This is a genomic window from Woodsholea maritima DSM 17123, assembly GCF_000382325.1.
GTDB lineage: Bacteria > Pseudomonadota > Alphaproteobacteria > Caulobacterales > Maricaulaceae > Woodsholea > Woodsholea maritima.
In genome coordinates, this window is record NZ_KB908056.1 from 598,235 (window position 1) to 625,017 (window position 26,783).

General features: G+C 56.7%; 23 protein-coding genes. 7 read left to right on the forward strand and 16 right to left on the reverse strand.

Annotated elements, in window-relative coordinates:
- Positions 1-2 precede the first annotated feature (2 nt).
- Complete coding sequence (locus H151_RS0102830) at positions 3-659, reverse strand: DUF599 domain-containing protein (protein WP_019960114.1); 657 nt, start codon at positions 657-659, stop codon at positions 3-5.
- A 185-nt stretch (positions 660-844) separates the two neighbouring features.
- On the opposite strand from H151_RS0102830, the gene H151_RS0102835 reads away from it, so the two are divergent.
- On the forward strand, positions 845-2,689 hold the full coding sequence (locus H151_RS0102835; protein WP_019960115.1) for an ABC-F family ATP-binding cassette domain-containing protein: 1,845 nt from the start codon (positions 845-847) through the stop codon (positions 2,687-2,689).
- A gap of 301 nt (positions 2,690-2,990) precedes the next feature.
- Here H151_RS0102835 and H151_RS0102840 read toward each other — a convergent pair whose 3' ends face one another.
- A complete protein-coding gene (locus tag H151_RS0102840) occupies positions 2,991-3,458 on the reverse strand; it encodes an Lrp/AsnC family transcriptional regulator (RefSeq protein ID WP_019960116.1) in 468 nt (155 codons plus the stop codon).
- A gap of 113 nt (positions 3,459-3,571) precedes the next feature.
- Here H151_RS0102840 and H151_RS0102845 point away from each other — a divergent pair, with 113 nt between their 5' ends.
- Entirely contained in the window at positions 3,572-4,771 is a 1,200-nt protein-coding gene (locus tag H151_RS0102845; protein ID WP_019960117.1) for a methionine gamma-lyase, read from the forward strand.
- Between the two features lie 3 nt (positions 4,772-4,774).
- Here the strand turns inward: H151_RS0102845 and H151_RS0102850 are convergent, their stop codons facing one another.
- The 4 genes from H151_RS0102850 to H151_RS0102865 form a co-directional block, all read right to left on the reverse strand.
- Positions 4,775-6,151, reverse strand: a complete 1,377-nt coding sequence (locus tag H151_RS0102850) for a DUF5690 family protein (protein ID WP_019960118.1) — start codon at positions 6,149-6,151, stop codon at positions 4,775-4,777.
- A gap of 26 nt (positions 6,152-6,177) precedes the next feature.
- A complete protein-coding gene (phnX, locus tag H151_RS0102855; protein ID WP_019960119.1) occupies positions 6,178-6,996 on the reverse strand; it encodes a phosphonoacetaldehyde hydrolase in 819 nt (272 codons plus the stop codon).
- 113 nt (positions 6,997-7,109) lie between these two features.
- Positions 7,110-9,713, reverse strand: coding sequence for a TonB-dependent receptor (locus tag H151_RS0102860; RefSeq protein WP_019960120.1), 2,604 nt, complete (start codon positions 9,711-9,713; stop codon positions 7,110-7,112).
- A 141-nt stretch (positions 9,714-9,854) separates the two neighbouring features.
- Positions 9,855-10,757 carry a LysR substrate-binding domain-containing protein gene (locus H151_RS0102865; RefSeq protein WP_019960121.1) on the reverse strand — a complete coding sequence of 301 codons (903 nt, stop codon included), beginning with the start codon at positions 10,755-10,757 and terminating at the stop codon, positions 9,855-9,857.
- Between the two features lie 260 nt (positions 10,758-11,017).
- Here H151_RS0102865 and H151_RS0102870 point away from each other — a divergent pair, with 260 nt between their 5' ends.
- A complete protein-coding gene (locus H151_RS0102870; protein ID WP_019960122.1) occupies positions 11,018-12,175 on the forward strand; it encodes a TIGR03364 family FAD-dependent oxidoreductase in 1,158 nt (385 codons plus the stop codon).
- A 3-nt stretch (positions 12,176-12,178) separates the two neighbouring features.
- Here the strand turns inward: H151_RS0102870 and H151_RS0102875 are convergent, their stop codons facing one another.
- The 3 genes from H151_RS0102875 to H151_RS15290 are packed head-to-tail and all read right to left on the reverse strand — an operon-like array spanning position 12,179 to position 14,832.
- On the reverse strand, positions 12,179-12,550 hold the full coding sequence (locus H151_RS0102875; RefSeq protein ID WP_019960123.1) for a hypothetical protein: 372 nt from the start codon (positions 12,548-12,550) through the stop codon (positions 12,179-12,181).
- Positions 12,551-12,565: 15 nt separating this feature from the next.
- Complete coding sequence (locus tag H151_RS0102880) at positions 12,566-13,960, reverse strand: MBOAT family O-acyltransferase (RefSeq protein ID WP_019960124.1); 1,395 nt, start codon at positions 13,958-13,960, stop codon at positions 12,566-12,568.
- A 2-nt stretch (positions 13,961-13,962) separates the two neighbouring features.
- Positions 13,963-14,832, reverse strand: coding sequence for an SGNH/GDSL hydrolase family protein (locus H151_RS15290; RefSeq protein ID WP_019960125.1), 870 nt, complete (start codon positions 14,830-14,832; stop codon positions 13,963-13,965).
- Positions 14,833-15,105: 273 nt separating this feature from the next.
- On the opposite strand from H151_RS15290, the gene H151_RS0102890 reads away from it, so the two are divergent.
- Complete coding sequence (locus H151_RS0102890) at positions 15,106-16,284, forward strand: BaiN/RdsA family NAD(P)/FAD-dependent oxidoreductase (protein WP_019960126.1); 1,179 nt, start codon at positions 15,106-15,108, stop codon at positions 16,282-16,284.
- Between the two features lie 4 nt (positions 16,285-16,288).
- Here H151_RS0102890 and H151_RS15295 read toward each other — a convergent pair whose 3' ends face one another.
- From H151_RS15295 to H151_RS0102910, 4 genes are read right to left on the reverse strand one after another with little or no spacing between them, the layout of a single operon-like run.
- Positions 16,289-16,957, reverse strand: a complete 669-nt coding sequence (locus H151_RS15295) for a GntR family transcriptional regulator (protein ID WP_019960127.1) — start codon at positions 16,955-16,957, stop codon at positions 16,289-16,291.
- A gap of 33 nt (positions 16,958-16,990) precedes the next feature.
- A complete protein-coding gene (locus H151_RS0102900; RefSeq protein ID WP_019960128.1) occupies positions 16,991-18,427 on the reverse strand; it encodes an aldehyde dehydrogenase family protein in 1,437 nt (478 codons plus the stop codon).
- A 31-nt stretch (positions 18,428-18,458) separates the two neighbouring features.
- Positions 18,459-19,466: a 4-hydroxyproline epimerase gene (locus H151_RS0102905; protein ID WP_019960129.1), complete on the reverse strand. Its 1,008-nt coding sequence runs from the start codon at positions 19,464-19,466 to the stop codon at positions 18,459-18,461.
- Positions 19,466-20,413 carry a dihydrodipicolinate synthase family protein gene (locus tag H151_RS0102910; RefSeq protein ID WP_019960130.1) on the reverse strand — a complete coding sequence of 316 codons (948 nt, stop codon included), beginning with the start codon at positions 20,411-20,413 and terminating at the stop codon, positions 19,466-19,468. Before H151_RS0102910 ends, H151_RS0102905 begins: the two co-directional genes overlap by 1 nt.
- Before the next feature lie 209 nt (positions 20,414-20,622).
- On the opposite strand from H151_RS0102910, the gene H151_RS0102915 reads away from it, so the two are divergent.
- Both H151_RS0102915 and H151_RS0102920 read left to right on the forward strand, forming a co-directional pair.
- Entirely contained in the window at positions 20,623-21,897 is a 1,275-nt protein-coding gene (locus H151_RS0102915; RefSeq protein ID WP_019960131.1) for an NAD(P)/FAD-dependent oxidoreductase, read from the forward strand.
- A 23-nt stretch (positions 21,898-21,920) separates the two neighbouring features.
- Positions 21,921-23,129 (forward strand): M24 family metallopeptidase, encoded by a 1,209-nt coding sequence (locus tag H151_RS0102920; RefSeq protein ID WP_019960132.1) that lies wholly within the window; start codon positions 21,921-21,923, stop codon positions 23,127-23,129.
- 37 nt (positions 23,130-23,166) lie between these two features.
- On the opposite strand, the gene H151_RS0102925 is transcribed toward H151_RS0102920, so the two are convergent.
- Together H151_RS0102925 and H151_RS15300 are read right to left on the reverse strand one after the other, a co-directional pair.
- Positions 23,167-24,273: a Ca2+-dependent phosphoinositide-specific phospholipase C gene (locus H151_RS0102925; protein ID WP_019960133.1), complete on the reverse strand. Its 1,107-nt coding sequence runs from the start codon at positions 24,271-24,273 to the stop codon at positions 23,167-23,169.
- A gap of 288 nt (positions 24,274-24,561) precedes the next feature.
- Positions 24,562-25,443 carry an AraC family transcriptional regulator gene (locus tag H151_RS15300; protein WP_019960134.1) on the reverse strand — a complete coding sequence of 294 codons (882 nt, stop codon included), beginning with the start codon at positions 25,441-25,443 and terminating at the stop codon, positions 24,562-24,564.
- Positions 25,444-25,613: 170 nt separating this feature from the next.
- On the opposite strand from H151_RS15300, the gene H151_RS0102940 reads away from it, so the two are divergent.
- On the forward strand, positions 25,614-26,591 hold the full coding sequence (locus tag H151_RS0102940; RefSeq protein ID WP_019960135.1) for an aldo/keto reductase: 978 nt from the start codon (positions 25,614-25,616) through the stop codon (positions 26,589-26,591).
- An 11-nt stretch (positions 26,592-26,602) separates the two neighbouring features.
- Here the strand turns inward: H151_RS0102940 and H151_RS17735 are convergent.
- Positions 26,603-26,783, reverse strand: a 181-nt coding sequence (locus H151_RS17735; RefSeq protein ID WP_233354486.1) for a hypothetical protein, incomplete at its 5' end; no start/stop codon positions are given.

The window sequence follows — 26,783 nt, forward strand, 5'->3', positions numbered from 1 at the left end:
GTCTACATCACGGCTTTATAGGCGCGCGAGAGAAATTGACGACGCGCCAACACCACCACAATCAACGCCGTGGCCGCCATCAAAGCCCAAGGCCCGACAAACCCACCCAAATACCCGATTGAGAAAAAAAGCGCGCGTAGCCCGCGGTTAAAATGACGCCCCGCGAGTGAGCTCATCCGTGCGGCACGCGCAGCGGCCCCGTCGACATCGCCATCGCCCGGCTGTGGGATGGCCCCTATCAAAATGGCGACATAATTGAACAAACGATACGCCCAGCCGAATTTAAAGAAGGCATAGGCATAGATTAGCATCAGGCCGAAAACGCGAATTTCCCACTCAATCCGGTTCATCTCAAACCCAAACTGAAAATCGGTAAACGCCGTCATCACTTGATCCGTGGCGCTCAACAAGGTGAACCCGGCCCCGATGCCCAATAAAGACGTTGAGGCAAAAAAGCTGGTCCCATTGTGCAAACTGGTCATGATCGCCGTATCGGGCATACGCAAATCGCGCTTAGCCAGAACCGCCATCCATTCACTACGGCGCTTTTCCATCGCATAGGTCAGGGTCTTTTTGCGCCAGGGGCTATAATCCACCAACCAGGAAAAGCTGGCCGCACACACCAGAAAAAACCCAAATGCAATATAATCCAGCGCCATGATAATCCTTTCAACCCATAAAGGGGTAAGCTTGGTGATGTGGACCTAAACCCCTTCCGGTAAAAGCGCCTTTTCCACATAGCCGCCATGAACAATTGCGAGACAACAACCTATCACCCCTATCCGACCTGCGGGCTGGATATGACAAAGGGCTTAAGTTTCGCTATGCGATCAGGTCTTCTTAGATGGATAAAGATCGCATTATGGCTGGCCTGCCCCTCATCACGCTAAAAGACATTCACCTGACCTATGGCGTATCGCCGCTGTTACAGGGCGCGGAATTTTCCGTGGCGGAGGGCGAGCGCGTCTGTCTGGTCGGGCGCAATGGATCGGGTAAATCAACCCTGATGAAGATCGCCGCCGGCCTGATCGAGGCCGACAAGGGCGAGCGCTTTATTCATCCCGGGGCCACCGTGCGCTATCTGCCGCAAAGTCCAGACCTGGCGGGTTATAAAACCGTGCTCGATTATGTTCAGGCCGGTCTTGCGCCCGGTGATGAGGATTATCGCGCCCATTATCTGTTGGAGCATTTGGGCCTGAGCGGTGAGGAAGACCCTGGCCAGCTATCAGGGGGTGAAGCGCGCCGCGCCGCGTTGGCGCGCACGCTGGCCCCCAATCCTGATGTGCTCTTCCTGGATGAGCCGACCAACCACCTGGATCTTCCTGCGATTGAATGGTTGGAAGAGGAGCTCAAATCCATCCGCTCGGCCCTGGTACTGATCTCCCACGATCGGCGCTTCTTGATGGATCTGACGCGCAAGACCTTCTGGATTGATCGCGGCCAAACACGTGAACTTAACAAGGGCTTTGGAGCCTTTGAAGCCTGGCGCGATGAGATCTTCGAACTCGAACAAATTGAAATGGACAAGCTCGACCGCAAGATCGAGCGCGAAGAACATTGGGTGCGCTATGGCGTCACCGCGCGGCGCAAACGCAATGTGCGCCGCATGGCAGATCTGGCCGATCTGCGCCAGCAACGCCGTGATCATCGCGGTCCCCAGGGCCTGGCAAAGATGGAAGCCACCGAGGCCAAGGATAGTGGCAAGCGTGTCAGTGAGCTGACGCACGTGTCCAAAGCCTATGGCGATCGCTTCATCGTCAAAGACTTCTCCAGCCGCATCGCCAAGGGCGACCGGGTCGGTCTGATCGGACCCAATGGGGCGGGTAAAACCACGCTCCTTAATATTATCATCGGAGATCTGGCCCCCGATCAGGGCGAAGTTAAGCTCGGCACTAATCTGGAAATCGCCAGCTTGGATCAAAAGCGCGCCGCGCTGAAACCCGGCTGGACCTTGGCCGAAGCGCTGACCCAAGGCGGCGGCGATCAGGTTGAAGTCAACGGCCAGGTCAAGCATGTGCGCGCCTATATGAAGGACTTCCTCTTCCCGCCAGAGCAAGCCAATACGCCCGTTGAAGTCTTGTCAGGCGGCGAAAAGGCCCGCGTCATGCTGGCACGCGCTTTGGCGCTTCCCTCAAACTTCCTGGTGCTCGACGAGCCGACCAATGATCTTGATCTTGAAACGCTCGATCTGTTGCAAGACCTGATCTGCGACTATCAAGGCACCGTGCTGATCGTCTCGCACGACCGTGACTTCCTCGACCGGGTCTGCACCAGCGTCATCGTTGCCGAAGGCCAAGGCGTCTGGCAAGACTATGCCGGGGGCTATTCGGATATGGTCGCCCAGCGCGGCATTGGCGTGGAAGCGCGCAAGGCAGAAAAGAAAGAGGAGAAGGCGAAATCTGCCAATTCCTCCCCCAACGCGCCCAAGAAAGCCCAAAAGCGCAAGATGAGCTATAAGGATCAATTTGCGCTGGAAAACTTGCCCAAAGAGATTGATGCTCTGGACGGAAAGATTGCCAAACTGCAAGACGAGCTGGCCGATCCCAGCCTGTTCACCGCCAAGCCTGATCGCTTCGCCGCCGCCTCTAAGGCCTTGGAAACCGCGATACGCGATAAAGATGACAAGGAAGAGCGCTGGTTGGAGCTGGAAGCGCTGCGCGAAGAGATCGACGCGGAGAATGCGAGCTGATCCTTCGTCATTTCGGATTAATCCTGAACGAAGATATTATACGAAGATCTGTCATCCCGGCCAAGCGTCGCGCTCAAGTAGCCGATAGGCGGTAGCGCACTAAAATATGCGAGCCGGGGTCTGTTGAGATTGCCCTTTAAAGTATATAGATCCCGGCTCAAGGCCGGGATGACAGATTTGGATTGCCAGGCGACTTCGGCAATGACGCGCGCAAAAAAATTTCTTTATTATGCCCAACCGACACGCGTCCCCGGACTTGATCCGGGGTCCAGACCTCATGGGTCATCCCAAAACGCCCCGCCTAGCCCTTCACGATCGGCAAGACGCCGGTGCGTTTGACAAGACCATAGGCAAAGCTGGTTTCCACCCCGGCGATACCCGGCACGCGGTGCAGCTTGTTACGCATAAAATGCTCATAGGCTTCATGGCTCTCCACCACAGCCTGCATCAGATAATCTTCTGAACCGGTGATAAGATGGGCTTCGAGCACTTCATCGAGCTTTTGCAGGCCCGCTTCAAAGCTTTCGACCAGATCACGCTCATGGCTTTTAAGCCGTACCCGGATGAAAGCCGTAATTGGTAGGCCATAGGCCCGCCGATCAACGGCCGCGCTATAACCCGTAATCACCCCATCGGCTTCAAGATTGCGAACCCGTCGCAGGCAAGGCGAGGGCGATAGCCCCACCGCCTCAGACAGGGCCTGATTGGTCATTCGCCCATCACGTTGCAGGGCGCGGATAATTCGTCGATCTGTCGCATCAAGTGCCATAATTGGCAGATTATGCTAATTTTGAACCTTTGACGAGTGTAAATTGGCAGGACGGCGCAATGAACTTGCGCCACTGTCTCCCCCGCATAGTGACCGATCGGGGAGGATTGGATATGGATGGATCGCCCTTTTCAAACAAAACAGGCTTTGCCACACGCGCGATCCATCATGGCTATGCGCCCAAGGACGCTGGCGGGGCGCTGACCCCGCCCGTGCATATGAGCTCGACCTTCACCTTCAACACGGTTGAAGAGGCGGGCGCGGCGTTCAGCGGCGAGCACCCGGCCCATTTCTATTCGCGCATTTCCAATCCCACGGTGGAGATTTTGGAACAGCGCATGGCGAGCCTGGAAAATGGTGAAGCCGCGGTGGCCTTTGCCTCCGGCATGGGGGCGATCACGGCTGTGTTGTGGAGCTTTTTAGCCCCCGGCGATGAAATCCTGGCCGATAAAACCCTTTATGGCTGCACCTATGCTTTCTTGAAGCATGGTCTAGCGAAATTTGGCGTCAAAGTGCGCTTTGCCGATCTCAGCGATGTCAAAGCCGCCGCCGAAGCCATGACCTTCAAAACCAAAATCGTCTATTTCGAAAGCCCCGCCAATCCCACCATGCGCCTGGTCGATATCGCGACCGTGTCGGCCCTGGCCCACACCCATGGGGCCAAGGTGATTGTCGATAACACCTATGCCAGCCCCTATCTGACCCGTCCGTTGGATTTGGGCGCAGATATCGTCGTTCATTCGGCGACCAAATATCTCGGCGGCCATGGCGATCTGATTGCAGGCCTGGCGGTGGGTCGCCACAGCGACATGCATGAGGTGCGCGTTTTTGGCCTGAAAGACATGACCGGGGCGGCCATGTCGCCCTTCACCGCCATGCTGGTGATGCGCGGGCTTAAAACCCTGCCCCTACGCATGGAGCGTCATAGCGCCAATGCTATGGAGATCGCCCAAGCCTTAGATAGCCATCCCAAAGTGGCAACGGTTTTCTATCCCGGCCTTGAGAGCTTCCCCCAAAAAGATCTCGCCGCGCGTCAAATGCGCGATTTTGGCGGCATGATTGCGTTTGAGCTAGATTGTGATGCGCGCGCGGCCATGCGCTTCATGAATGCCCTGAACATGATTGCGCGCGCAGTCAGCCTGGGCGATGCCGAAAGCTTGATCCAGCATCCCGCCAGCATGACCCATTCCACCTATACCCCCGAAGAGCGCGCCGCCCATGGCATCAGCGAAAGCCTGATCCGGCTTTCGGTGGGCTTGGAAGATGTTGAGGATATCCGTGCGGACCTGTTCCAGGCCCTGCACCAGATCTAAGCCCTACTCTGCCGCCACACCGTTGAGGGCAGCCTCACCCTCATGGCGTTTGGCCTTGGCGCGGAAATAACGATCTGCACCAATCATAAACACCACCCCAACCCCTGCGGTAATGTAAGACAGCCAGATAAAGACCTCGGGCCAATTCATCTCTGGGGTATAGACCGAGCGCACCAAGAGGAGCGCCACCGTACCGGCATAGCCGCTGGCATCCGCGACATAGATCAAGAAGCCCGCATTGGCCTGCATCCGACTGGCCGCAATCAGGCGATCAAAAAGGATGCAGTTAAACGGGACATAGCCCGCATAAAGCCCAATGCCCGAGGTCATCATCCACATAAAGGGCGAGATCCAGCCCTGGTGGAAGGCGAAGGTGGACAGCCCCAGAAAGCCAAAGCCCCCCAACACCATGGCGAAATTTAAATTCAATGCGCGCCAATTATTCTTGATAAAGATCATCGCGCCGATAATCACCAACACCACCACGGCAGCAGGTAATTCACTGGCTGTCAAACGTCCCGCAGCATCCAGAATGCCTAGATCGGCCCAGAAATCCGCGGCGAATTTATCGCGAAAATCACGAAACACCGTCAGCAAGACATAGGCTGTCACCAATAAGAGGATACCCGGCCCGAAAGCCGCAAGCAGGGCGCGGCGCTGCGCCCCATCCATGGGCTTACGCTCAACGCGTTCGGCAATGTCCTGAGCATTGGGTGCAGGAAGCGCAGACAGCATGATCACAGAGATCACCAGAACCGGAAAGAAGAGAAGCCCCGTGACGGCGGGCATCCAGAATTCCGGCACGCCATAGCCATTCATCAAAATCTGACCGACGCTTTTCACCGCCCCCGAAGACACGATGAAGCTGGCGCATAACATCGCGCCCAGCAGATCGGTCAGCCTGCGCCCTTCCAGATAGGAAAACACCAGCCCCCAGATCATGCCCAAAGGCAAACCATTAAGGAATAACATCGGCACTTTTAGCGGGGCTGGAGCCATAGCAAAACCGATCAGCGCAACTTCGGATAAAGCAATCAGGATAATGATCGCCGCGCCGCGCCGCGCCGCCGTCATTTCAGACACGATTTTGACGCCGAGGAATTTCGACAGGGCATAGCCCAAAATCTGCGCCGCCGCGATGGTCGCCTTAAAATCAAGACCATAGGTCCAGCCTTCGACCATGTCATAGGTCGCGGCGGAAAAGGGCTTACGAAAGGCGTACATGGCGAAATAGACGCTGAACGCAAACAACCCGCCCCATAGGGCAAAGGCCCAATCCGGGGCGGTTGTCAGGCGCGCACGAAGGCCCGCTAGCAGCCCGGTGGGGTTAGGCGATGACGCCTGTGAAGACATCGCTTCATCCTGTGCACGTCCAACCATGTCCCCACCCCTTATCCTAACAGCGCTTAAATCTGCGCGGGCATCTCACCGGCGCGAATACGCTGATCTAACTCATCCAACAGGGCTGGAATGTCCGCGACACTGTCTACGACATAATGGGCCCCGGCCGCCTTCAAGACGCTGCGTGCGGTTTGCAAACGCGTCTCACGCTCGGCTTGATCCAATTGTGTATACGCTTCAAGTGACAATCCTATTTCATTGCCTGAGGCGGCCACACCAATGGTCCAGCATCCGGCATTGCGCCCGGCGACGATCCCGACCGGGGCATCATCGACTTTCACACAGGATGATGTAGGCCAAACCCCTAATTCAATGAGGTTTTTCCAAATCATGAACGGGGCTGGGCGCCCTTCTGAGGTCTCGCCCGCACACACTGTAAAATCTGGCGCATAGCCTTGGTTTTTCGCCAAAGGCAGGATGTCGCGCATCATATCGCGCGTATATCCAGTGGAGGAGCCGATTTTCACCCCGCGCGCGCGCAGGGTTTCAACCAAGTCCACCGCGCCCGGGATCAGGGCCGAACATTGCGCCGCAGCGGCCTGCATCAAGGGGCCAACGGCACTAAAAAGACGGCTCACATCATTGTCCGTCGCGGGGGTGCCTTTGACGGCCGTCCATTGGTCTGCCACCCGAGGCTTAGCCAGAATGGCGCGAATGTGGGCATCCTTGGCCTTACCCATGTCGGCGCGGGCGTCTTCATCTGTAATGGCCACGCCTTCATCGGCGAAGACCGTTTGCAAGGCCAAAACCGGGGCACAACAGCCATGATCCACCATGGTCCCTGCCCAATCAAAAATGAAGGCTTTCACGCTCATATCATCCATCCTTTATTCAAAAAGCACGACGCTCTTGCCAGGGGGACTAGCAAGAGCGCCATAGGTGAGATCTTGCCGTGTGGAGGACCACCCCAAGGCAAGATCACAGTTCACTCACCAGCTTAGAAGAAGCTGTAGCGCAGGCCGAACATGCCCCGCATGCCGTAATATTCCAGCTGATAAGGACGGGCCTCATCACCAATGAAGTATTTCAGCGTTGAGCCGCTCAGATTGTAAAGGTCCATATAGACCTGCAATTGTTCAGTGACATCGTAAGAGGCGGAGAAGTCCACAGAGGTGTAATCCCCGTAGAAGCCATCGCTGTCGGCATCATCGCCATGCTCTTCGATATATTCACCTTTGTAGTTCATCGCGATACGCGCTGACAGGCGGTCATCTTCGTAATAAACGGCAATATTGCCCAGATTATTGGCCTGACGCGGGATGGCAGGATTATCCGCGCGCCCTTCCAAGGTCATTTCAGACTGCATATAAGTGTAGTTCGCGCTAACACCCAGATTGCTCAACAGGCCGGGTAAGAAGTCCAGCTGGCGCTGAACATTCAATTCCAGACCATAGAGCCACGCATCGCCCCCGTTTTGCGGCAGACGGAAATCAACGCCCGTATTGCCACCATAAGTGCCGGTCGTGGTCGAGACGAAGATCGGATCGGTGATGTCTTTATAGAAGACACCGCCAGAGACCATGCCGAAGCCATCAAAGTAATGCTCAAGCGAGAGGTCATAATTGATCGAATAGGTCGGGTTGAGGTTCGGGTTACCGGCGACATATTCATTGTCATGCTCAGCATAGACACCGCCAGGGGTCAGCGTACCGAAATCAGGACGCGCAAAGGTCCGGCTGATCGCACCGCGAATTTGGGTGTTATCATTGATCTCATAGGTCGCATGGATCGATGGTAAGACAGAGGTATAGTCTTTGGTGCGCGAGACTGGGGTCAGGCTGTCACAGACTAGGGTCGTATTGTTGAAATCACAATCTTGACCCGACACAGTGGTTTCAGTGCGCGTAACGCGAACACCGCCCACCAAGGTCAGACGCTCAATCCCGGTATAGGTGCCCATGGTGTAGACAGAGAGGTGATCTTCCTCAACGTCGAAATTACGCCCCAACGCACCGCCGTTTGACACCAGCGCAGATTCATCAGCGGTTTCAGCCAAAGTGAATTTCTGCTTATTGTCACGCCACCACGCCGAGATTTCATCAATCGGCACAACGGGTGAGAAGTCTTTCTGATAGCGATCGCCGATAGACTGATCACCATCAAGATAACCATCACGGCTAGGCTGGCTGATAGTGGTGAAGTCTGCCAAAGTGGGCGCAGGACCAAAGGCGTCATTCCAATAGTAGAACTCATCGGCGAAGACGGCCGTGCGTTCTTTGGTGCGATAGTGCAGGCCAGACTGCAGTTGGAACTGAGAATTGAAGTGATAGGTCCAGTTAAGCTGCGCCACGATCGGGTCGCGCTCATTCACATCCACCTTATAAAGCTCGACATTGGCGATCTTCATCGCGGCGGGATCGTGCGCAAAACCGGCAGGCAGGTGTGTTGAGATCGCCAAAGGATCATCAGAACCGCCATCGATTTCGTTATAGACGTAATTCCCGCCGGTGCCGTCGGTTTTACCCAGGCCCACATAGCCGACATTTTTCTGGTCAAAGCGCATCACGAAGTATGCGTTTTCACCGCCGCCGGGGATATCACCATATTCGAATTGGTTGTCATAGGTCGACAATGACCAATCCACTTCACCGAAGCCGCCGAAATCATGCTCACCGCCCAGCTCAACGCCCCACATGCGGGTGATCATTTCAGAGTGGATGTTTTGAACTTCCACGCGGTCCTTGTCGAAACGATAACGGTGCTTGTAATGCACCTCGTCATCATTCAAAGAGCCGTAAAGACCATTGATATAAAAACGGTTATTGGCATCGGCATTGAACTCAGCGCCGAAATTCAAACCCGTCGTAGTGCGGTTACCGGTGTAATCGCGCAGCTCCAGACGGCGGATCCCGCCATCACCCACGCGGCGAGGCTCAACATTGTCGGTCGCCCAATCACGGCTCCAATAGGTGGCGTTGACCACGAAACCAAAACGCTCATCGGCGGTGACATCGCCGAAATAAACATTCAGCATTTCGCTGGTCTGACCATCAATCTTGTCGTTGAAACCGGCCCCAACGGTCACGTCCAGAACGCGCTGAGAAGGGGCAGTACGGGTCACGAAATTCACATTCCCCCCGATTGCATCGCCTTCCATGGCGGGGGTGACGGCTTTAGACACTTCAACGCGCTCAATCATCTCGGTCGGGAAGAAGTCAAAGGCGGTCGCGCGTGATGTGGTTTCTTCTTCCGCAGTCGGCAGGCGATTGCCATTGATCGACATCGAACTCCACTGCGAGGGTAGACCGCGAACGGCCACGAAACGGCCCTCGCCCTGGTCGCGCTCAATAGAGACGCCCGGCACGCGCTGCACGGCTTCGGCGGCGTTACGATCGGGCAGCTTGCCGATACCTTCAGAGGATACAACATTGACGATGTTATCAGCTTGACGTTGCTGATTGATCGCGGCTTGCTCGCCCTGGGCGATACGACCCAGAACGCGGATCACTTCGACCTCGCCTTCGCCTTGGGTTTGCGCGAATGCAGGCGCGGCGCACACGATAACGCCCATAGCGGCGCTGAGATATAAAGTCGATTTCATAAATTACCCCCTAAAGTTGAAACCCTGATGATCCACCGTCCCCGGGTGGATCGCCCCTCAAAAGCCAGACCCAGCCGGATCTGGCCAATTCATTCTTTGCATGAGGGATATAGCCCAAAGGCCAACTATTCAGTATACTGATTATTTATCAGTGCGATAGCCTACCGATAGGCGTATGACCTCAACCGCTTGCAAGGCCACTTGCGTCAAGGGCGCGCGCCGACGCTCCATCGGATACACTAAATAAGAGGTTAGATGGACATCCTCGCCCTCGATATCGAGGGGCTTGAACACGATACGCTGGTCCGGCGGACATTCGCGTTCATAGATAAAACTCATCCCCACACCGCGCGCAATGCCTTCGCGAATGGTCTCACGGGTATGCATCTCCAAAACCGCACGCGGAACCAGTTTGTGATGGTCCAGCAAGCGCTCCATGGCGCTACGTGTACGCGAACCCTCTTCGCGCGAGAGAAGAACATCGTCAGTTATGTGACGTAACGGATAAACCGCGCGCTCGGCCATCGGATGATCGAAGGGCAGCGCCGCACCCAAGCGGTCACGATGCAGAGGCACGCGCAAGAAAGCATCATCCGTAGGCGGATCAGCATTGATCGCCACATCGACCTGGGCTTCGCGCAATAATTGGAAAGAGGTGTGCGCATTGGCCATGCGCACGGTGGCTTGCAAATCAGGATGGCGCGCGCGTACGGCCGCGATTAATTCTGCAGCCAGAAAAGGCGAGTCCGAGCCCACCCGCAACATGCCTTTGACCTCAACCGGATCATGGCTCAACAGCTGATCAATCCGATCGCTGGTTTCAAACATTTTCTGCGTCAGTTCAAACAGCTCACGGCCCGTCTGCGTCAACTGCAAGGGTGTGCGCCGACCTTCAAACAGCGCGATCTGGTGGCGATCTTCCAGCGCCTTAATCTGCTTCGATAAGGTGGGTTGAGAGACATGCAGGCGACGCGCGGCCTGGGTGACGCTGCCTTCGCGGGCGACAAAGTGGAATGCGCGCAAATGTTGATAACTAATTGTCATCGCCTGCCTGAGTTGGTGAAATCCATCCGGCGAGGCTTTATCTGCCTTTTATGACAATTGCGTCTCATTTACATTCGATTATGATAACAGGCACGGCGAACCCTTCGCTATTCTTAGCCGCTCTATTCAGGCTATAGGCGACATGCAAAGAATGAATTTGGCCTTCGCGCCAAGATTGGCTAACCAAGCCCTCCCTTATCCGTCTACCGCCTATCTGTTGGCTCGGATTAGGCTTTCTGCACTGGAAAAGGATCAAGCCGATGCGTGCAAACCGCTATGACCTTGTCATTATCGGGGCCGGAATATTGGGTCTGGCGCACGCCTATCACGCGGCGCGACAAGGCCTTAAGGTTGCTGTTATTGACCGCGACGCCCAGGCCAATGGTGCATCGGTACGAAATTTTGGTTTTGTGACTGTGACCGGACAGCAACGCGGCGATTTCCATAGCCTGACCCGGCGCACGAGGGACATCTGGGCCGAGATCGCCCCCCAAGCAGGCATCGTGATCCATCATCATGGCCTATTGGTGAGCGCCCAGCGCCCTGAGGCGATGGCGGTGCTGCAAAGCTTGATGATGACCGAAATGGGTGAGGGCTGCACCCTGATGGACGCGGAGGCCGTGCGTGCGCACTATCCTCAGCTGACCCCCACGCAGTTGGAAGGGGGGCTATGGAGCCCCCATGAAGTGCGCGTCGATAGTCGCAGCGCCATTCACCAGCTGACCCGCTGGTTGGAAGCCGCCCATCAGGTAGATTTCCACTGGTCCACCTCGGTTCATGGCGTTCAAACGGGCCATGTCGCAACCTCGCGCGGGGCGTTTAATGCCGATCATGTCATCGTCTGCCCCGGGGATGATCTAGCAACGCTGTATCGCGAAGTCTTCCAGCGCCACGAAGTGACCCGGTGCAAGCTGCATATGATGCGCTTGGCCGATCCGGGCTTCACCTTGCCGGGCGCGGTGATGAGCGATCTCTCACTGGTGCGCTATCTGGGCTATGCTGAGCGCCCTGAAGCAGCAGCGTTGAAATCACGCCTGGAGCGCGAGCAAGGCGAGCATTTAAAGCAAGGCGTCCATTTGATTGTGGTTCAAAACGCCGATGGCTCGCTGGTGGTGGGGGACACCCATCATTATGGCGATACGCCAGACCCCTTTGCGCCGAGCGCCTATGATGATCTGGTCTTGGAAGAATTCGAAAACGTCTTTGGCCGCCCAGCCCCAGCCGTCTTGGAGCGTTGGACCGGCACCTATGCGTCGAGCCCCAAACAGCAATTCTTCATCGAAACCGTAGAGGAGCGCGTGCAGCTGGTCGTGGTGACCTGCGGGGCTGGCGCATCCAGCGGCTTTGGCATTGCCGAACGCAGCCTGGATCAATTACTGGGCCACACCCAAGCACCCCTGAGTGCCCAGGCCGAATAGACGCTAATCCTCACGGCTTTCTGTCGCGGCTTCTTGCAAGGTTTCCGCGTCCTGATGGCCCGTGGGTCGCCAGGTCAAAACCTGAGCCCAGCTCAGCGCCAACAGATCTTCGCGGCGCGCCTGAACGAAGCTGCGCGGGCCATCAAAGCCTGCCAGTCCCGTTCGATCATTCCAGACATCACTGATCTGGCGCAAAGTCTCACTGGCCCAGCCCGGCGGCTGACGCGCGGCCCAGCGCTCCAACGCGCTCCCATTCAGCAAGAGCAGCACCAAGGCGATGACGGCCATGACCCGGCCCGTCCAGATCCGCGTGCGCACATGGATGACATCATCCTCAGGGCGGACATACAGCGGATCGCGATGATCGGTTTCCATACTCACCTCCCCCGCCTAGAACTGGAAATAAATGAAGGGGGCAACCCCTTCTGGGCGTAAAAATTCTACGATCAAAAAACCGCCCGCCAGGATCAATCCCGCCACCAGGGATGGCAGGCGCGCCATGGTGCGCGCGGCATGTTCCACCGCGCGCGGCGGCAAGGCATGTAGGCCCAGCCCCAACACGATTAACAACACAATGGCCGGGCTCGCCACCTCGATAGGCTGATCCCAGCGCACCATGGCACCAAGATAACTCATCGCCGCATCAAAGCTGGGCGCGCGGAATAAAATCCAGGCCAGACAGATCCCGTGAAAGGTGATGACCAGGCTGATCAGGCTACGTTTCTTATCATCCAGGCCCAAGACCCGCTCCAGCAACAGCGCCACGCCATGAAAAACGCCCCAGGCCACAAAGGTCCAGGCTGCGCCATGCCACAATCCACCCAGCAACATGGTCAAGAACAGATTGCGTGCGGTCACCCAGACCCCACCGCGATTTCCCCCTAAAGGGATGTAGAGATAATCGCGCAGCCAGGTTGAGAGACTGATATGCCAGCGCCGCCAGAAATCCTGAAAGGAGCGCGCACGATAAGGCTGGTCAAAATTGCGATGAAAGCGATAGCCGAGCAGGGCCGCACAGCCGATGGCGATATCGGAATAGGCCGAAAAATCGCAATAAATCTGTACGGCATAGCCATAGACGGCCATCCACAGATCAAAGCCGGTATAGAAGCTGGGGTCGAAGAACACCGGATCAACCAGATGTTCGGCCAACTCAGCCGCGATCACGGTTTTCTTGAACAGGCCCCACACGATCAGAAGAAGGCCCAGGCTCGCCGCTTCGCGGTTGAGCCGCGGGCTTTGCTGCAGCTGAGGCAGAAAGTCCTTTGCGCGCACAATCGGGCCCGCAACCAATTGCGGAAAGAAGGAGATATAGAGCATGACATCGAGCAGGCGACGCTGCACCTGCGCCGTGCCGCGCTTAACATCCACCACATAGGAAATGCCCTGAAAGGTATAAAAGCTGATCCCCACAGGCAGGATAATCTGCAACCATGGCAGGTCACGCTCAACGCCCAGCGCGCTCAAGACCGGGGTCAGGTTTTCTAAGAAGAAGCCATAATATTTAAAGAAGCCCAGAATGATCAGATTGATCACCACGCCCAGCACCATATAGCCATAGCGCGCGCGGCCATGGGTGGCCGATCCAATCGCGCGCCCAATCAGCCAATTGAGAAACGAACTGGCAAATAACAACCCACAAAACCGCCAATCCCACCAGCCATAGAAGACATAGCTCGCCGCGACCAGAAACAGCTTGCGCCGCCCATTTTCATGCTCCAGGCCCCAGCTGACCGTGAACACGATCAGAAAGAAAATCCCGAAAATGAGCGTGGGAAACAGCATGCTTAAGGCGTCCCTTGCGCGGTGTCGGCGCTCACCGCGCGGCACATATAGGCCTGGCCATCAATCACGACGGATAGCGCATCATTGAGCGCAGCCAAATCGGCGGGCACGGGCGCGGGGCGTTCTAGGGGAAGATAGCGCAAAGCCTCGGCCTGATCACTGACCCAATCGGCAACCCCCGCCGACATCAGCCGATAACCGCGCAAAGTAAAATGGATACCATCATCGGCGCGGATCAGGCGCGGCGTACCGGCACCATCGGGCAGATAAGCATTATAACTGCCGTCTTCGGCCATGGTGGCGCTACGGATTTCCAAGAAGGGATAATTAAACGTCTCTGCGCGCGATTGAAAAATCCCATTGAGGAATATCGTATTATTATCATAACGATCAGAGCGCATACGCGGCAGGCCGACCCAGGCGATCTGTGCACCGTGTTCGCGCAGCATTGTCGTCAGCTCATCAATGCGCGCGGCATAAATCTCCTGCCAGCCGGCGGAGCGGAAATTATACACCGCTCCATCTTCGGCGATGCCTTGCATGTCATTGGCCCCGAACATAAAAATCGCGATGTCGATATGATGTTCAGCCAATTGATCGCGCGTTTTATCGGCGACATCGACATAGGTGTAATTGGTAATGCCTGTTGAGACTTCAGAGAGCTGTAAGACCTCAGCGATATTGGGATCATTGCGCAGATGCCAGTAAAGCCCCGCCCATAAGCCATCGGCCAGGGAATCGCCGAACACGCCCACAGTGACTGGATCGCGTTCAGGCCGAGGCTCGTCCTGCGCAGCCGCGCCCGCCACCAGCGCCAACGCCAGGCTCAGCCCCAGGCATAACCCTTTGGCGCATTTCACAACATCACGCATATAACCCCCGTCACCCAGACCCCAGCCCCCAGACCTAGCGCATGGGCATGCCACCCCCCTATCTGTCCCCCAGATAAGCGGTTCTTCGTGATTAAAAGCATGAGGAGTATTCGCCTGGCAAGCCAAAGATTACTTTTATCTTAAGCGCTATGGTTAATAAGGGGTTAGCGACTGTACGCCCATAAAGGCGTCACACCCCTTCCCTGGCTATTGTTTCGACTTCGGTATACACCCAGCCCCCTTCATCCCCTTCACCCGCGCGCGAGTACAAGCATGGATTATGATGTCATCATTATTGGGGCCGGGGCGGCCGGATTGATGGCCGCCATCGAAGCGGGCAAGCGCGCGCGCAAAGTCCTGGTGCTCGATCACGCCAAAGCCCCCGCAGAAAAAATCCGCATTTCCGGGGGTGGGCGGTGTAATTTCACCAATATCCATGCCGGGCCGAATAATTTCATCTCGCAAAACCCGCATTTTTGTAAATCCTCGCTCAAACGCTATAGCGCTCAGGATTTCATCGCATTGGTGCGCCGCCACCGGATTGATTTTCATGAGAAAACCTTAGGTCAGCTCTTCTGCGATCACTCCGCCAAGGATATTATCGCGCTGCTGCTCACCGAGATGCGGGCCGCAAAGGCCGAGCTGCGCTTGGAGACCTCGATCACGCGGATTGAACCTATCAGCGATGGCGGTTTTCGCATAGTCACCCCAGATTTTGCCAAAACCTGTACCAGCCTGATTATTGCCACAGGCGGTAAATCCATCCCCAAAATGGGGGCCACCGGCTTTGGCTATGAGATCGCACGCCAGTTTGACATCCCCCTTGTGGAGACACGACCAGCGCTCGTGCCCCTGACCTTCGAAGGCGAACGCTTGGAGGCGTTTCAAGCCCTGGCCGGGGTCAGCCTGCCTGCGCGCGCCAGCCATGGCAAAACCCGCTTTGATGAGGCACTGCTGTTTACCCATCGCGGCCTGTCCGGCCCCGTCATCTTGCAAATCTCATCTTTCTGGCGTGAGGGCGACAGCGTGCGCCTCTGCCTCCTGCCGGGGGTCGACATCTTCGAAGCTTTAAAAGCTCAGCGCCAGATCAACGGTCGCCAAGCGCTTTCTACCGCGCTCGCCACTTTGCTTCCCAAACGCTTGGCCCAAGCCATCGGCGAAGAGTTTCAAGAGCTTAAAAATCTCGCAGATTACTCCGACAAGCGCCTGCGCCAGGTTTGCGCGCGCCTGCAAGAGTGGAGCGTGACACCCGCAGGCTCTGAAGGCTATCGCACCGCTGAAGTGACTTTAGGCGGGGTCGACACCCGCGCCCTGGACAGTCAGACCATGATGGCCAAAACCGTGCCGGGGTTATATTTCATCGGGGAAGTCGTCGATGTGACCGGCTGGCTGGGCGGCTATAATTTCCAATGGGCCTGGTCATCAGGCTGGGTCGCGGGTCAATCGGCCTAAGCCCCTATTCGCGCGCATCCTCAACCGGATCAGTGTCCAGCTCTTCCAATAGATCATTCATCGTGCATTCGAGATGGGTCAGCACATGGTGGCGCGCGGCCTCGGCATCACCGGCCAGACACGCCTCAATGATCTTATTATGCTCCTCATTCGGGCGGCCTTGATGGAGCGAAAGGTGCAGGCGAATATAGCGTTCACACAAAGTGTGCATGCGCTTGACCACTTCGATGGAGCGCACCCGGTTAGAGCCTTCGATCAACAGGCCATGGAAGCGCTGATGCAGGGCCGAATACTCATCACTGGGGCCCTTATCAGCCATGGCTTTGAGGGAGTCATCGAGCACCTTTTTGGCCTCGATGAACAGTTTTTGCGCCGCCGGTGAGCGGGTCGCATCCGCCACCAGATCAGGCTCAATCACCATACGGATATGGTAGATGTCTTTCAGCTCCACCGCGCTCATCGCGCGCACGACAAAGCCACGGTGCGGCATCACCGCGACCAGGCCTTGGGATTCCAATTGCAACAGCGCTTCGCGCACCGGAATACGGCTGACCTGATAGCGTTCAGCGAGCTGTTCTTGGCGTAAGGGATCACCGGCCTTGTAAAAGCCGGTCAAAATATCATTGCGAATTGCAGCACTTAGGCCCGCGGCCAGGGTCCGTCCTTGCAGCATGATCCCTCAACTTTGCATGGTTAGCACCTTCACTTACGCCGTTTGGTACGCTGTTTTAACGACCGTGTAAAATTCTCGTGCATATGCGCCCTGCTCGCGCGGACCATAGCTTGATGATTTACGCCCCCCGAACGGGACGTGATAATCGACCCCCGCGGTCGGCAGATTGACCATCACCATCCCGGCCTTGGCATGGCGTTTGAAATGCGTGGCGGTTTTGAGCGAGGTCGTACAGATCCCAGCCGACAAGCCAAATTCGGTGGAATTGGCCTCATCCAAGGCCGCAGCATAGTCTGCAACACGGATGATACTGGCGACAGGACCAAAGATCTCCTCGCGATTGATGGCCATCTCGCGCGTGGTGTGATCAAAGAGCGCAGGCTGGAGATAAAAGCCCGGTGTGTTTGCAGAAACAACCGTTCCCCCGGCAACCAATTTCGCGCCTTCAGCCTTTGATTTTTCAATATAAGAAAGCGATTTATCAAGCTGGCTTTGATCGGCCAGTGGCCCGATTTGCGTTGAAGCCTCCAGCGCATCGCCGACTTTCAAGGCGGCCGTCGCTTGCGTAAGTTTGGCGATAAAGCGCTCCGCAATGGCTTGCGTGACGATCAAACGCGAGGACGCCGTACAGCGTTGACCCGTGGAATAAAACGCGCCTTGAACCGCACAATTAACCGCAACATCCAGATCCGCATCATCGCAAATGATCAGCGGATTTTTGCCGCCCATCTCCAGCTGCACCTTCGCTCCGCGCGCAGAACAGGTTTTCAAGACATGCTGGCCCGTCCCGACAGAACCGGTAAAGCTCACGCCATCAACGAGATCATTATCAAGGATTTCCGCACCAACTTCGCGCCCCTTGCCCATTACCAGGTTGAAAACACCCTTAGGAAGGCCAGAACGCGAGAGGATCTCGCTCAGCGCCCACGCCGAAGCCGGGGTCAGTTCGGCCGGCTTGAACACCACCGCATTGCCATAGCATAGCGCCGGTGCGATCTTCCACGCTGGAATAGCTATCGGGAAATTCCATGGCGTGATAATCCCAATCACCCCCAGGGCTTCACGGGTGATTTCTACGCCAACGCCGGGACGTACGGAATCGAGTTTTGCGCCATCCTGACGCAAAGCTTCGCCTGCGAAATATTTAAAGATTTGCCCCGCGCGGGCAACCTCACCAATGCCTTCTGGGCGGGTTTTACCTTCTTCACGCGAGAGCAATTCACCCAGCTCGTCTTTACGGGCCAACACTTCACTGCCCACAAAATCAAGCACATCAAAGCGTTGCTGCGGGGTTGAGAGCGACCAGTCAAAGCTAGCGGCATGCGCCGCCGCAATGGCCTTGGCCGCGTCTGCGCGCGTGCCGCTGGCATAATGACCGATCACATCATCGGTGTTGGATGGATTGATATTGGCCTGGGTCTGCGTGCCGGCCACCCAAGCCCCATCCATGTAATTATCAAAGTGTGACATAGTCCTCTCCCGATGATCGTTTGAGTTAAAGTTATAAGACTTGAAAGCCATGGTGGAAGGGATCGCGTGCATCCACGCGGATCGTATTAAGACCGGTCTGGCGCGCCCACCCGGCAAAGCTCGGCTGGATCAGCGTGCGCCCCTCCAGGGTCGCAACACACTCAACCCGGCCCTTAAACACCGAACCGATATAGCTTTCATGATGGAAGTCTTCGCCCACACCAAGCTTTCCCAAAGCGTGCAGCTGGGCCATGCGCGCACTGGTGCCCGTGCCACAGGGGCTTCGGTCAATGGCGCGATCGCCATAGAAGACGGCATTTCTGCCATGATGGGCGCGATCCAGCACAGCGCCCGTCCACATCACGTGGGAAATGCCCTGAATGGTCGGATCGCCATAGTGCACAGGGGTATAGGCTTGGCGCGACAGTTCACGCACCAATGGGCTAAGGCGCAGAATATCGCCCGCATTTAGGCTTTCCAGCCCTGCAAAATTCTGCTGCGGGTCAATGATCGCATAGAAATTACCGCCATAGGCAATATCAAGCTTAAGGTGGCCCAGCCCCGGCACATCCACCTCTAACCCCGCGCGATCAAGATAACTGGCGACATTATAAAGGCGCACTTCTTCGACGAGCCCGCCTTCAGCGCTATATTCAGCACGCACCCGACCGGCGGGCGTATCAATCAAGACCACACCGGCTTGGCGCGGACGGATCAAGCCATGCTCCAGCCCCATCGTAATCGCCCCGATGGTGCCATGACCACACATCGGCAGGCAGCCGCTGGTCTCGATATAAAGAATGCTGACATCCCCATCGGGGGTCGTGGGGGGATAGAAGATCGCCCCGGACATCATGTCATGACCGCGCGGTTCAAACATCAAAGCCCGCCGGATCCAGTCATAGCGCGTCATGAAATCCTGACGCTTGGCGCTCATCGTGTCGCCGACCAGAAACGGCCCACCGCCTGCCACCAAACGCACGGGATTCCCACAGGTATGCCCATCTACACAGAAAAAGGTCGAGGCGAAATCACGCATTAAGCGGCTTTTGTGTTCAAGAGCTTATCGAGATCGGGCCGCGTGGCGGCGGCCTGTTCCACCCTGGCAATAACCTCAGCGCGGATCGCACCCGTCAAGACCTGACGCGGGGAACGCACACGCTCTGAGCCTCGGCCCATCACATGTTCGGCGAGCTTAATGCATTGAACAAGATCGGAGCGAAAATCGAGATGGAGCAGCGGCATGAACCAGCGATAAATCTCTAAGGCACGCGCATAATCGCCCCGTTTGGCGAGTTCATAGATCGCCACGGATTCTTGCGGGAACGCATTGGTAAGGCCCGAGATCCAACCCTTCGCACCCAGCATCAAGCCCTCTAACGCGACATCATCCAGGCCCGCGAACAGAATAAGACGATCGCCCAAGGCATTATAAAGATCGGTGAAGCGGCGGGTATCCTCAGAGGATTCCTTCAAGGCTACGATGGTCTCAATCTGGGCCAGGCGGGCGATCATATCCGTTGATATATTCATGCGATAGGCGGCCGGGTTATTATAGAGCATGATCGGCAGATCACTGGCCGCGCTAAGCCCTTCAAAATGGCTGAACAATTCCTCATCATGGGGCATATAGACCATGGGCGGCAGCGCCATCAGGCCACTCACCCCGGTTTTTTGCGCATCCTTGGCAAAGCTTTGCGCGCGCGGACCATCAAATTCGGAAACGCCGACAATCGTGGGCACCCGGCCCGCAGCGGCCTCAACCCCGGCACCCAGAACGGCGCGCTTCTCCTCAGGCGTCAGCGAATTGTTTTCCCCCACCGTACCCAATAAGACCAGGCCATGAACGCCATCACGGATCAAGCCATCAATCACGCGCGCCGTTGCATCAAGATCCAAGGCCCCGCCCTCATGAAATTGCGTCGTCACGGCCGGAAAGACCCCATGCCAACCGCGTGCATCGCGATGCGTGTGTCCAAGCGTCATTTCGCCTCCCTCGCCCCGATGTGGGGGCTAGACATTAACCTTTTAGCGTGGCTCTTTCGATCCGTATATCCATCCAATTGACGCGCCAGCGCCGGTTTAGGATATACAGCTTCAGGCCCACTGGCGCGCCGACTTGACCGACGCCCCTCTCACTTTGTATACAATCTACAATTATCCTCGCAAGCCCTCTTTTGCATACGGCCCCGCTCATGACCCAGACCGCGACATCCTCCTCTGCCCCCACCTTTGATATCGCCGTCATCGGGGCCGGGGTGATCGGGCTCACTCACGCTTTAGAGCTCGCCTGGGCCGGACAAAAGGTGGTAATTATCGACCAAGAGGCCCCCGGTCTTGGCACATCTTTTGGCAATGCCGGCCATATCGGCAATGAGCAATTAGACCCGCTGGCGAGCCCCTCCACCTTTAGAAATCTGCTGGGCTATCTGTTACAAAAGGACGCCGCCGTCTCCTTTCGCTGGGCCCACGCGATGGCGGCCCTACCTTGGATGATCCGCTTTGGCTTATCGTGTCGTAAGGGCCAGTATCATAAAGGTTTAAAGGCGTTATCTGCTTTACAAGCTGATAGCTTACCCGCCTGGGCCGATCTGCTCACCCGTTGCGGCGCGCCTGACTTACTGATCAGTCAGGGCAATTATATGGTGGTGGAAACCGAGGCCGCCCTCGCGCGCGGGCGCGCTGAACAGCGCCATTTATCGGAGCTGGGCGTGGCGTGTAATTGGCTGGAAGCGCATGAGATGCGCGAGCATTTACCCCATGCGCGCCATGCCATGGCGGGCGGGATCCGTTTCCATAAATCCGGCCATGTGGCCAATCCTTATCGAGTCTCCCAAGCCCTTGAAACAGCCTTTCGCGCCGCGGGTGGCCATGTCCACCAGGCCCGCGTGGAGGCGATCACGCCCTTGGATAGCGGCGTTCGGATTGATCACACGGGAGGTCATATTTGGGCCGGAAAGGCTTTGATCTGTGCCGGGGCCTGGTCCCATCACCTGGCCCGCCCCTTGGGGCTGCACCTGCCCTTAGAAACTGAGCGCGGCTATCATCTGCACTGGGAAAAAGTTAACGCGCCCTTCGATTGCCCTATCGGTTTTTTTGAGCGCCGCATCTTGATGACCCCCATGGGTGAGGATCTGCGCATGACCGGCGGGACGGAGTTGGGCGGGCTCAGCGCGCCACCAACCCCCAAGCATATGACAGCGCTGAAATATCATGCGGCGGCGGTTATTCCACAGTATGAGGCAAATTCTGCCAAGACCTGGATGGGCTATCGCCCCAGCCTTCCTGATTTCGTGCCCGCCATGGGACGGCTGAAGGCCGATCCGCGCGTTTTCATCTCTACCGGCCATCAACATCTGGGCCTCACCCTGGGCGCGGTCAGCGCGCGCGCCATGCGCGATCTAATTTTAGAGCGCCCGCCCGCCCTGGATATGAACGCCTATAACCCCCATCGTTTCCACACTTTATAAAAGCCATAAAAAGGATTTCAGCCATGACCCTCGGTATCGGCGGCACATCCCGCGAAGACGCCTTACAAGGCCTCATCAATACCCGCGATCAGATTAAACCGATCACGCTGGAGGAGCGCCAAGCGCGGATCACGAAAGCCTGCGCCTTGATGGACGCCCATGGCCTTGATGCTCTGCTGCTGCCCGCTGGAACCTCGCTTACTTATTTCACCGGGGTGAAATGGTATGCAAGTGAGCGCTTTGTCGGCGCGCTTATCCTGCGCAATCAGTCCATTATCTATATCAACCCGCATTTTGAAGCGCCCAAGCTTGAAGAGCTGATCACGCTGGAAGGGGAGATGCGCACCTGGCAAGAGCATGAAAGTCCCTATGCCCTGATCGCCCGAACTTTAAAGGATTTTGGCGTACACTCTTTAGGGATTGAGGAACAAACCCCCTTCTTCATCTTTAATGGCATCGCCAAGGCCGCCCCCGATATTGCCCTTCACGATGGCACACCCGTCACCGCCGGTTGCCGGATGATCAAGTCCCCTGCCGAATTGGCCTTGATGCAGCATGCCAAGACCTTGACCCTGGATATTCATAAGCGTGCGGCCAGCATGTTGTATGAAGGCATCACAAATACCGCCGTGATGGCCTTTATTGATGAGGCCCATCGCAAAGTCGGCTCTGACAATGGCTCGACTTTCTGCATCGTCGCCTTCGGGCAATGGACGGCCTTCCCCCATGGGCCAAAGGGTGAGCACACGCTAAAAGACGGCGATATGGTTCTGATTGATACCGGCTGCGCGTTTGAAGGCTATACCTCTGATATTACCCGCACCTATGTCTTTGGTGAGCCGAGCGCACGCCAGCGCGAACTTTGGAATATCGAGAAAGAAGCCCAGGCTGCCGCCTTTGAGGCTGCGCAATTGGGTGTGGCGTGTGAAGAGGTTGATAAGGCCGCGCGCGCCGTCAATGAACGCCATGGCTATGGTCCGGGCTATCAAACCCCGGGCATGCCCCATCGCACCGGCCATGGCATTGGGCTCGACATCCACGAATGGCCCTATCTGACCGGTGGCACGACCACGCGCTTAGAAGCGGGCATGTGCTTTTCCAATGAGCCGATGATCACCCATTATGGCGAATTTGGCGTCCGGTTGGAGGATCATTTCTACATGACCGAAACCGGCCCGCGCTGGTTTACACCGCCCAGTCATTCCATCGATGAGCCCTTTAAAGGCGTTTGAACGAAAAGGCCCCGAACCCTGTTCGGGGCCTTCAGCGTTAACGACAGATGGCTTCACCGGTCACCGGATTACAGCGCGCCGCGTCATAGACCCGCTCATTGTCCGCGATGGCGACATGATAATCGGTGCCAAAGCGCGCATCCGGGACCATATAATCGGTGGAGATATAATGCGCGCCTGAGGCCAGCGCCGCGTGCCAGCGTGTATAATCGCCTTCACGTGCTTCCCAAGTTCCCGCATCCGCGCGGGTGCGCACGATAAAGCCTTCCCCGACACGGGCGCGAATATCCTCGAGCTGCGCCTCAGGATCATTCATCACCAGGATCGCGGCTTCATCCTCTTCAGGGGCCGCATTGACGAAGGCGGCCCGACCCGCCAGTGAAGGATGGTTGGCGCGGTAAGCCTCCATCGTGGCATTATTCTCATCCATCAAAACCAGGAATTTCCCGCGCGCTGCCGCCACGCTGGGCCAGCCCCCCGCCAGGACACTCTCGCGCAGGCTTAAACCGTCCTGGCGAACATCGTCAGGGGTGATCAGACGCCGCCCCAAAACCGCGCGCAAAGTGGCATCAAATTCAGAAAAAGCGGCTTCATCAAAGGGCAGAACTTCGGTGGCCCCAGGAATGTCCGCGCCGCTGGTTTTGAAATTCAGCATGATCAAAATCGGCGCATGATCGGAATGACGATCAGACCAGGCCTTCACCTCCTCCAAGCACGCCCGCAAAGTCGGACAGGAGGAACGATAATCCAGATCCGGGATATGCAGCACTTTCAGGCCCGGCTGCGCCATCGCGCGCGCATTACCCGGCCCCGGCATCGTGCTCGCGGCCAAGCCCGTCATCGCCTCAACCAGATGGGGCCCTTGAGGGTCAGAAAACCGCCCGCCTTCGGGATCATTTAAAATGTCGATTTCCAACTGGCGTGCGCCTGCCATCAATTGCGATATCAGTGAGCCATGGGCGTAATCCAGCGCCAAAACCTCATCACCCGCCTGAGCCTGCATGGCCGCCAATATAGGCGCAGAGATCGCGAACTTATAGCTGTTATGCGTGCCCACGCTTTGCAAAACCGTGATCGGTTGGTCATCTAAAGCTGGGCCTTGCAGAGCACTGCTGGCGAGCGCCAAGGCTAGGATTACAGACATGCTTCTCTCTCCCATGTGATAACCAAGGGATAGTGCGCCGCCATGACGCCTTTATGACGCGTGCGAAGTTCACAAGAAGGAGATAAAAAGAAGGTGTCGCGACGACACCGTCTGACGACACCCCAAGGGAGGAAAACAACCAGGACGACGATCCTGGACCCGAGATTTTTGAAACTGCACACCCCGAAGAATGTCCAGACAAAAACCCCCGATAGACTGAATACTGCATAGACAGTCCAGCATGGCTAGGGGGTCGTGCAGGCATAAATTATACTGATCACGTTCAATTCACACGCTTTGCAGCTGGCTTGGCGGGTGGCCAAACAGGCGTCTATACTCGCGTGAGAATTGGGTCGCGCTGTGATAGCCCACCGCTTCGGCGGCTTGGCCGACACTGCATCCCTCATTGCCCAGCAGGTGATGGGCGCGATGCAAGCGCACATGTTTTTGATATTGAATGGGGGACATGGCCGTGGCGCGTTTGAAATGCTCAAAGAAGGCAGAAGGGCTAAGCGCGGCGCGATCGGCCATGGCCTCAATGGTGAGCTTATCCTGTGGGAAATCGTTCAGATGACGGATCAAATCGGCTAAGCGTCCACTGACCTGGTCTTTTGCACTATGACGAATGAGCAAATCGGCCTGTGGCCCGCATAAAACATTATAGAGCACTTCGCGTTTCAAGCCTTCCCCCAGGATGGCGGCTTCTTGGGGGCATATAAGCGATTGCGCCAGACGCAGCACGCTCATCTGCATGCGCCGATCAAAAGGGGTGGCGCGCACAACACCGGCCAAATCATGCTCAGCCTCTTCGTGCGCAACGCGCACTTCATGCGCTTCCATCTGATAGGTAAGGGCGCGAATATCGTGGGCGTCAATATCCAGCGATAAGGAGAGGAAGGGACGCTCCGAGGAGGCCTCGACGATCTGGCTTTCAAAGGGTAAGGGCGTCGCCGTCACCAGATAAGCCTGCGGGGAATAGACCAGTCTTTGCGTGCCGATATAGCCATGCTTGACCCCCTGAATGACGCAGACCAATCCACACGGATAAAGCACGGGCATCCGGTCCATGGGCGCATCCACCCTGGAAATGCACACCCCTGCCAGAGATGTTTTATAACGCCCGGGCTTGGGCATCATCGTCAATAAACACTCGACCAGCGCGTGATGCATGGGCACAGCCTTCCTTCGCCTGCCTATGATTGAGCATAAATTGCGTAAGAAATCACCTGCCGAGGCCATCATTATGGAGGATTAGGCAAATCTTCTGGAGGATTGCCCCTTCGAAAACCCAGATCACACCCTTAGCTTTGCCTCATCACCCGCAAGCCAAAGGATCTATGATGAGTGATCAAACCTCAATAAGCCTCCCCCTGATGCCCCTTGGCCAGAGTGATATGGCCATCACCCGCCTGGGCCTTGGATGTATGGGCATGTCAGACTTTTACGGGCCGCACGATAACGCCCAGTCGATTGAAACGCTTCATGGCGCGCTGGATCTGGGCGTTACTTTTTTTGACACCGCCGACATGTATGGCCCGCACACCAATGAGTTGTTACTGGGCGAGGCCTTCAAAGGACGCTGGAAGGATCTCAAAATCGCGACCAAGTTTGCGATTGTGCGCACCGAGGATCCCACCGCGCGGGTGATCCGCAATGATGCGCCCTATATTCGCCAGGCGTGTGAAGAGAGCCTCAAGCGTTTAGGCACGGACCATATCGACCTTTATTATATGCACCGGCGCGACCGCGCCATTCCGTTCAGCGAAAGCATTGGCGCGATGAAGGCTCTGGTTGAGGCTGGGAAAGTCGGCGCTCTGGGGCTTTCTGAAGTGACAGCTGAAGAGCTGCGCGAAGCCCACGCCATTCACCCCATTTGCGCACTGCAAACCGAATATTCCCTGTGGAGCCGCGAGCCAGAAACCGATCTGATCGAGACCTGCCGCGAGCTGGGCGTGACCTTTGTCGCCTATAGCCCGCTGGGGCGCGGTTATCTGACCGGGGCCCTGCCAACACCCGATCAAATGGGCGATGATGATTGGCGCAAAATCAACCCGCGCTTCACCCCTGAAGCCTATGAAGCCAATCGTGTTTTCATTGATCTCGTCACTCAGATTGCCGCGCAGAAAAACGCGACCCCTGCCCAGATCGCAATCGCCTGGGTCTTGCATCAGGCCCCGCATATCGCTGCCATTCCCGGCACGCGCAAGCTGAGCCGTCTGAAAGAAAACTTAGGGGCTTTGGACATACATTTCACGCCAGAGGAACTTGATGGCATTCGCGCCAGCCTGCCCCCGCAAACCATGGGTGCGCGCTATTAGGGCGAAAATTTTCACCCTGTCAGGCCAGAGGTGATCGGGCATCCAGGGCGTGAGCTTGGGCTTAAATTCTCATCGAGCAGAACCAGGCTCACCCCGTCCGGCATGGGCCCCAAATCAAGTTTGGGGTGACAGTTTTTTATGAGATCCTCGCTTACGCTGCGGGCGGCCTTTGGCCTTGCGGGCTGATCGCCC

Coding starts and splice junctions, on each gene's coding strand:
- H151_RS15295 (WP_019960127.1), bottom strand. CDS start 16,957: ATGCTGCAAGGACGGACCCTGGCCGCGGGCCTAAGTGCTGCAATTCGC.
- H151_RS0102910 (WP_019960130.1), bottom strand. CDS start 20,413: ATGACGCTTGGACACACGCATCGCGATGCACGCGGTTGGCATGGGGTC.
- phnX (WP_019960119.1), bottom strand. CDS start 6,996: ATGGATGATATGAGCGTGAAAGCCTTCATTTTTGATTGGGCAGGGACC.
- H151_RS0102870 (WP_019960122.1), top strand. CDS start 11,018: ATGCGTGCAAACCGCTATGACCTTGTCATTATCGGGGCCGGAATATTG.
- H151_RS0102845 (WP_019960117.1), top strand. CDS start 3,572: ATGGATGGATCGCCCTTTTCAAACAAAACAGGCTTTGCCACACGCGCG.
- H151_RS0102880 (WP_019960124.1), bottom strand. CDS start 13,960: ATGCTGTTTCCCACGCTCATTTTCGGGATTTTCTTTCTGATCGTGTTC.
- H151_RS0102940 (WP_019960135.1), top strand. CDS start 25,614: ATGAGTGATCAAACCTCAATAAGCCTCCCCCTGATGCCCCTTGGCCAG.
- H151_RS0102915 (WP_019960131.1), top strand. CDS start 20,623: ATGACCCAGACCGCGACATCCTCCTCTGCCCCCACCTTTGATATCGCC.
- H151_RS0102830 (WP_019960114.1), bottom strand. CDS start 659: ATGGCGCTGGATTATATTGCATTTGGGTTTTTTCTGGTGTGTGCGGCC.
- H151_RS15300 (WP_019960134.1), bottom strand. CDS start 25,443: ATGCATCACGCGCTGGTCGAGTGTTTATTGACGATGATGCCCAAGCCC.
- H151_RS0102835 (WP_019960115.1), top strand. CDS start 845: ATGGATAAAGATCGCATTATGGCTGGCCTGCCCCTCATCACGCTAAAA.
- H151_RS0102860 (WP_019960120.1), bottom strand. CDS start 9,713: ATGAAATCGACTTTATATCTCAGCGCCGCTATGGGCGTTATCGTGTGC.
- H151_RS0102890 (WP_019960126.1), top strand. CDS start 15,106: ATGGATTATGATGTCATCATTATTGGGGCCGGGGCGGCCGGATTGATG.
- H151_RS0102920 (WP_019960132.1), top strand. CDS start 21,921: ATGACCCTCGGTATCGGCGGCACATCCCGCGAAGACGCCTTACAAGGC.
- H151_RS0102905 (WP_019960129.1), bottom strand. CDS start 19,466: ATGCGTGATTTCGCCTCGACCTTTTTCTGTGTAGATGGGCATACCTGT.
- H151_RS0102875 (WP_019960123.1), bottom strand. CDS start 12,550: ATGGAAACCGATCATCGCGATCCGCTGTATGTCCGCCCTGAGGATGAT.
- H151_RS0102900 (WP_019960128.1), bottom strand. CDS start 18,427: ATGTCACACTTTGATAATTACATGGATGGGGCTTGGGTGGCCGGCACG.
- H151_RS0102850 (WP_019960118.1), bottom strand. CDS start 6,151: ATGGTTGGACGTGCACAGGATGAAGCGATGTCTTCACAGGCGTCATCG.
- H151_RS0102925 (WP_019960133.1), bottom strand. CDS start 24,273: ATGTCTGTAATCCTAGCCTTGGCGCTCGCCAGCAGTGCTCTGCAAGGC.
- H151_RS0102865 (WP_019960121.1), bottom strand. CDS start 10,757: ATGACAATTAGTTATCAACATTTGCGCGCATTCCACTTTGTCGCCCGC.
- H151_RS15290 (WP_019960125.1), bottom strand. CDS start 14,832: ATGCGTGATGTTGTGAAATGCGCCAAAGGGTTATGCCTGGGGCTGAGC.
- H151_RS0102840 (WP_019960116.1), bottom strand. CDS start 3,458: ATGGCACTTGATGCGACAGATCGACGAATTATCCGCGCCCTGCAACGT.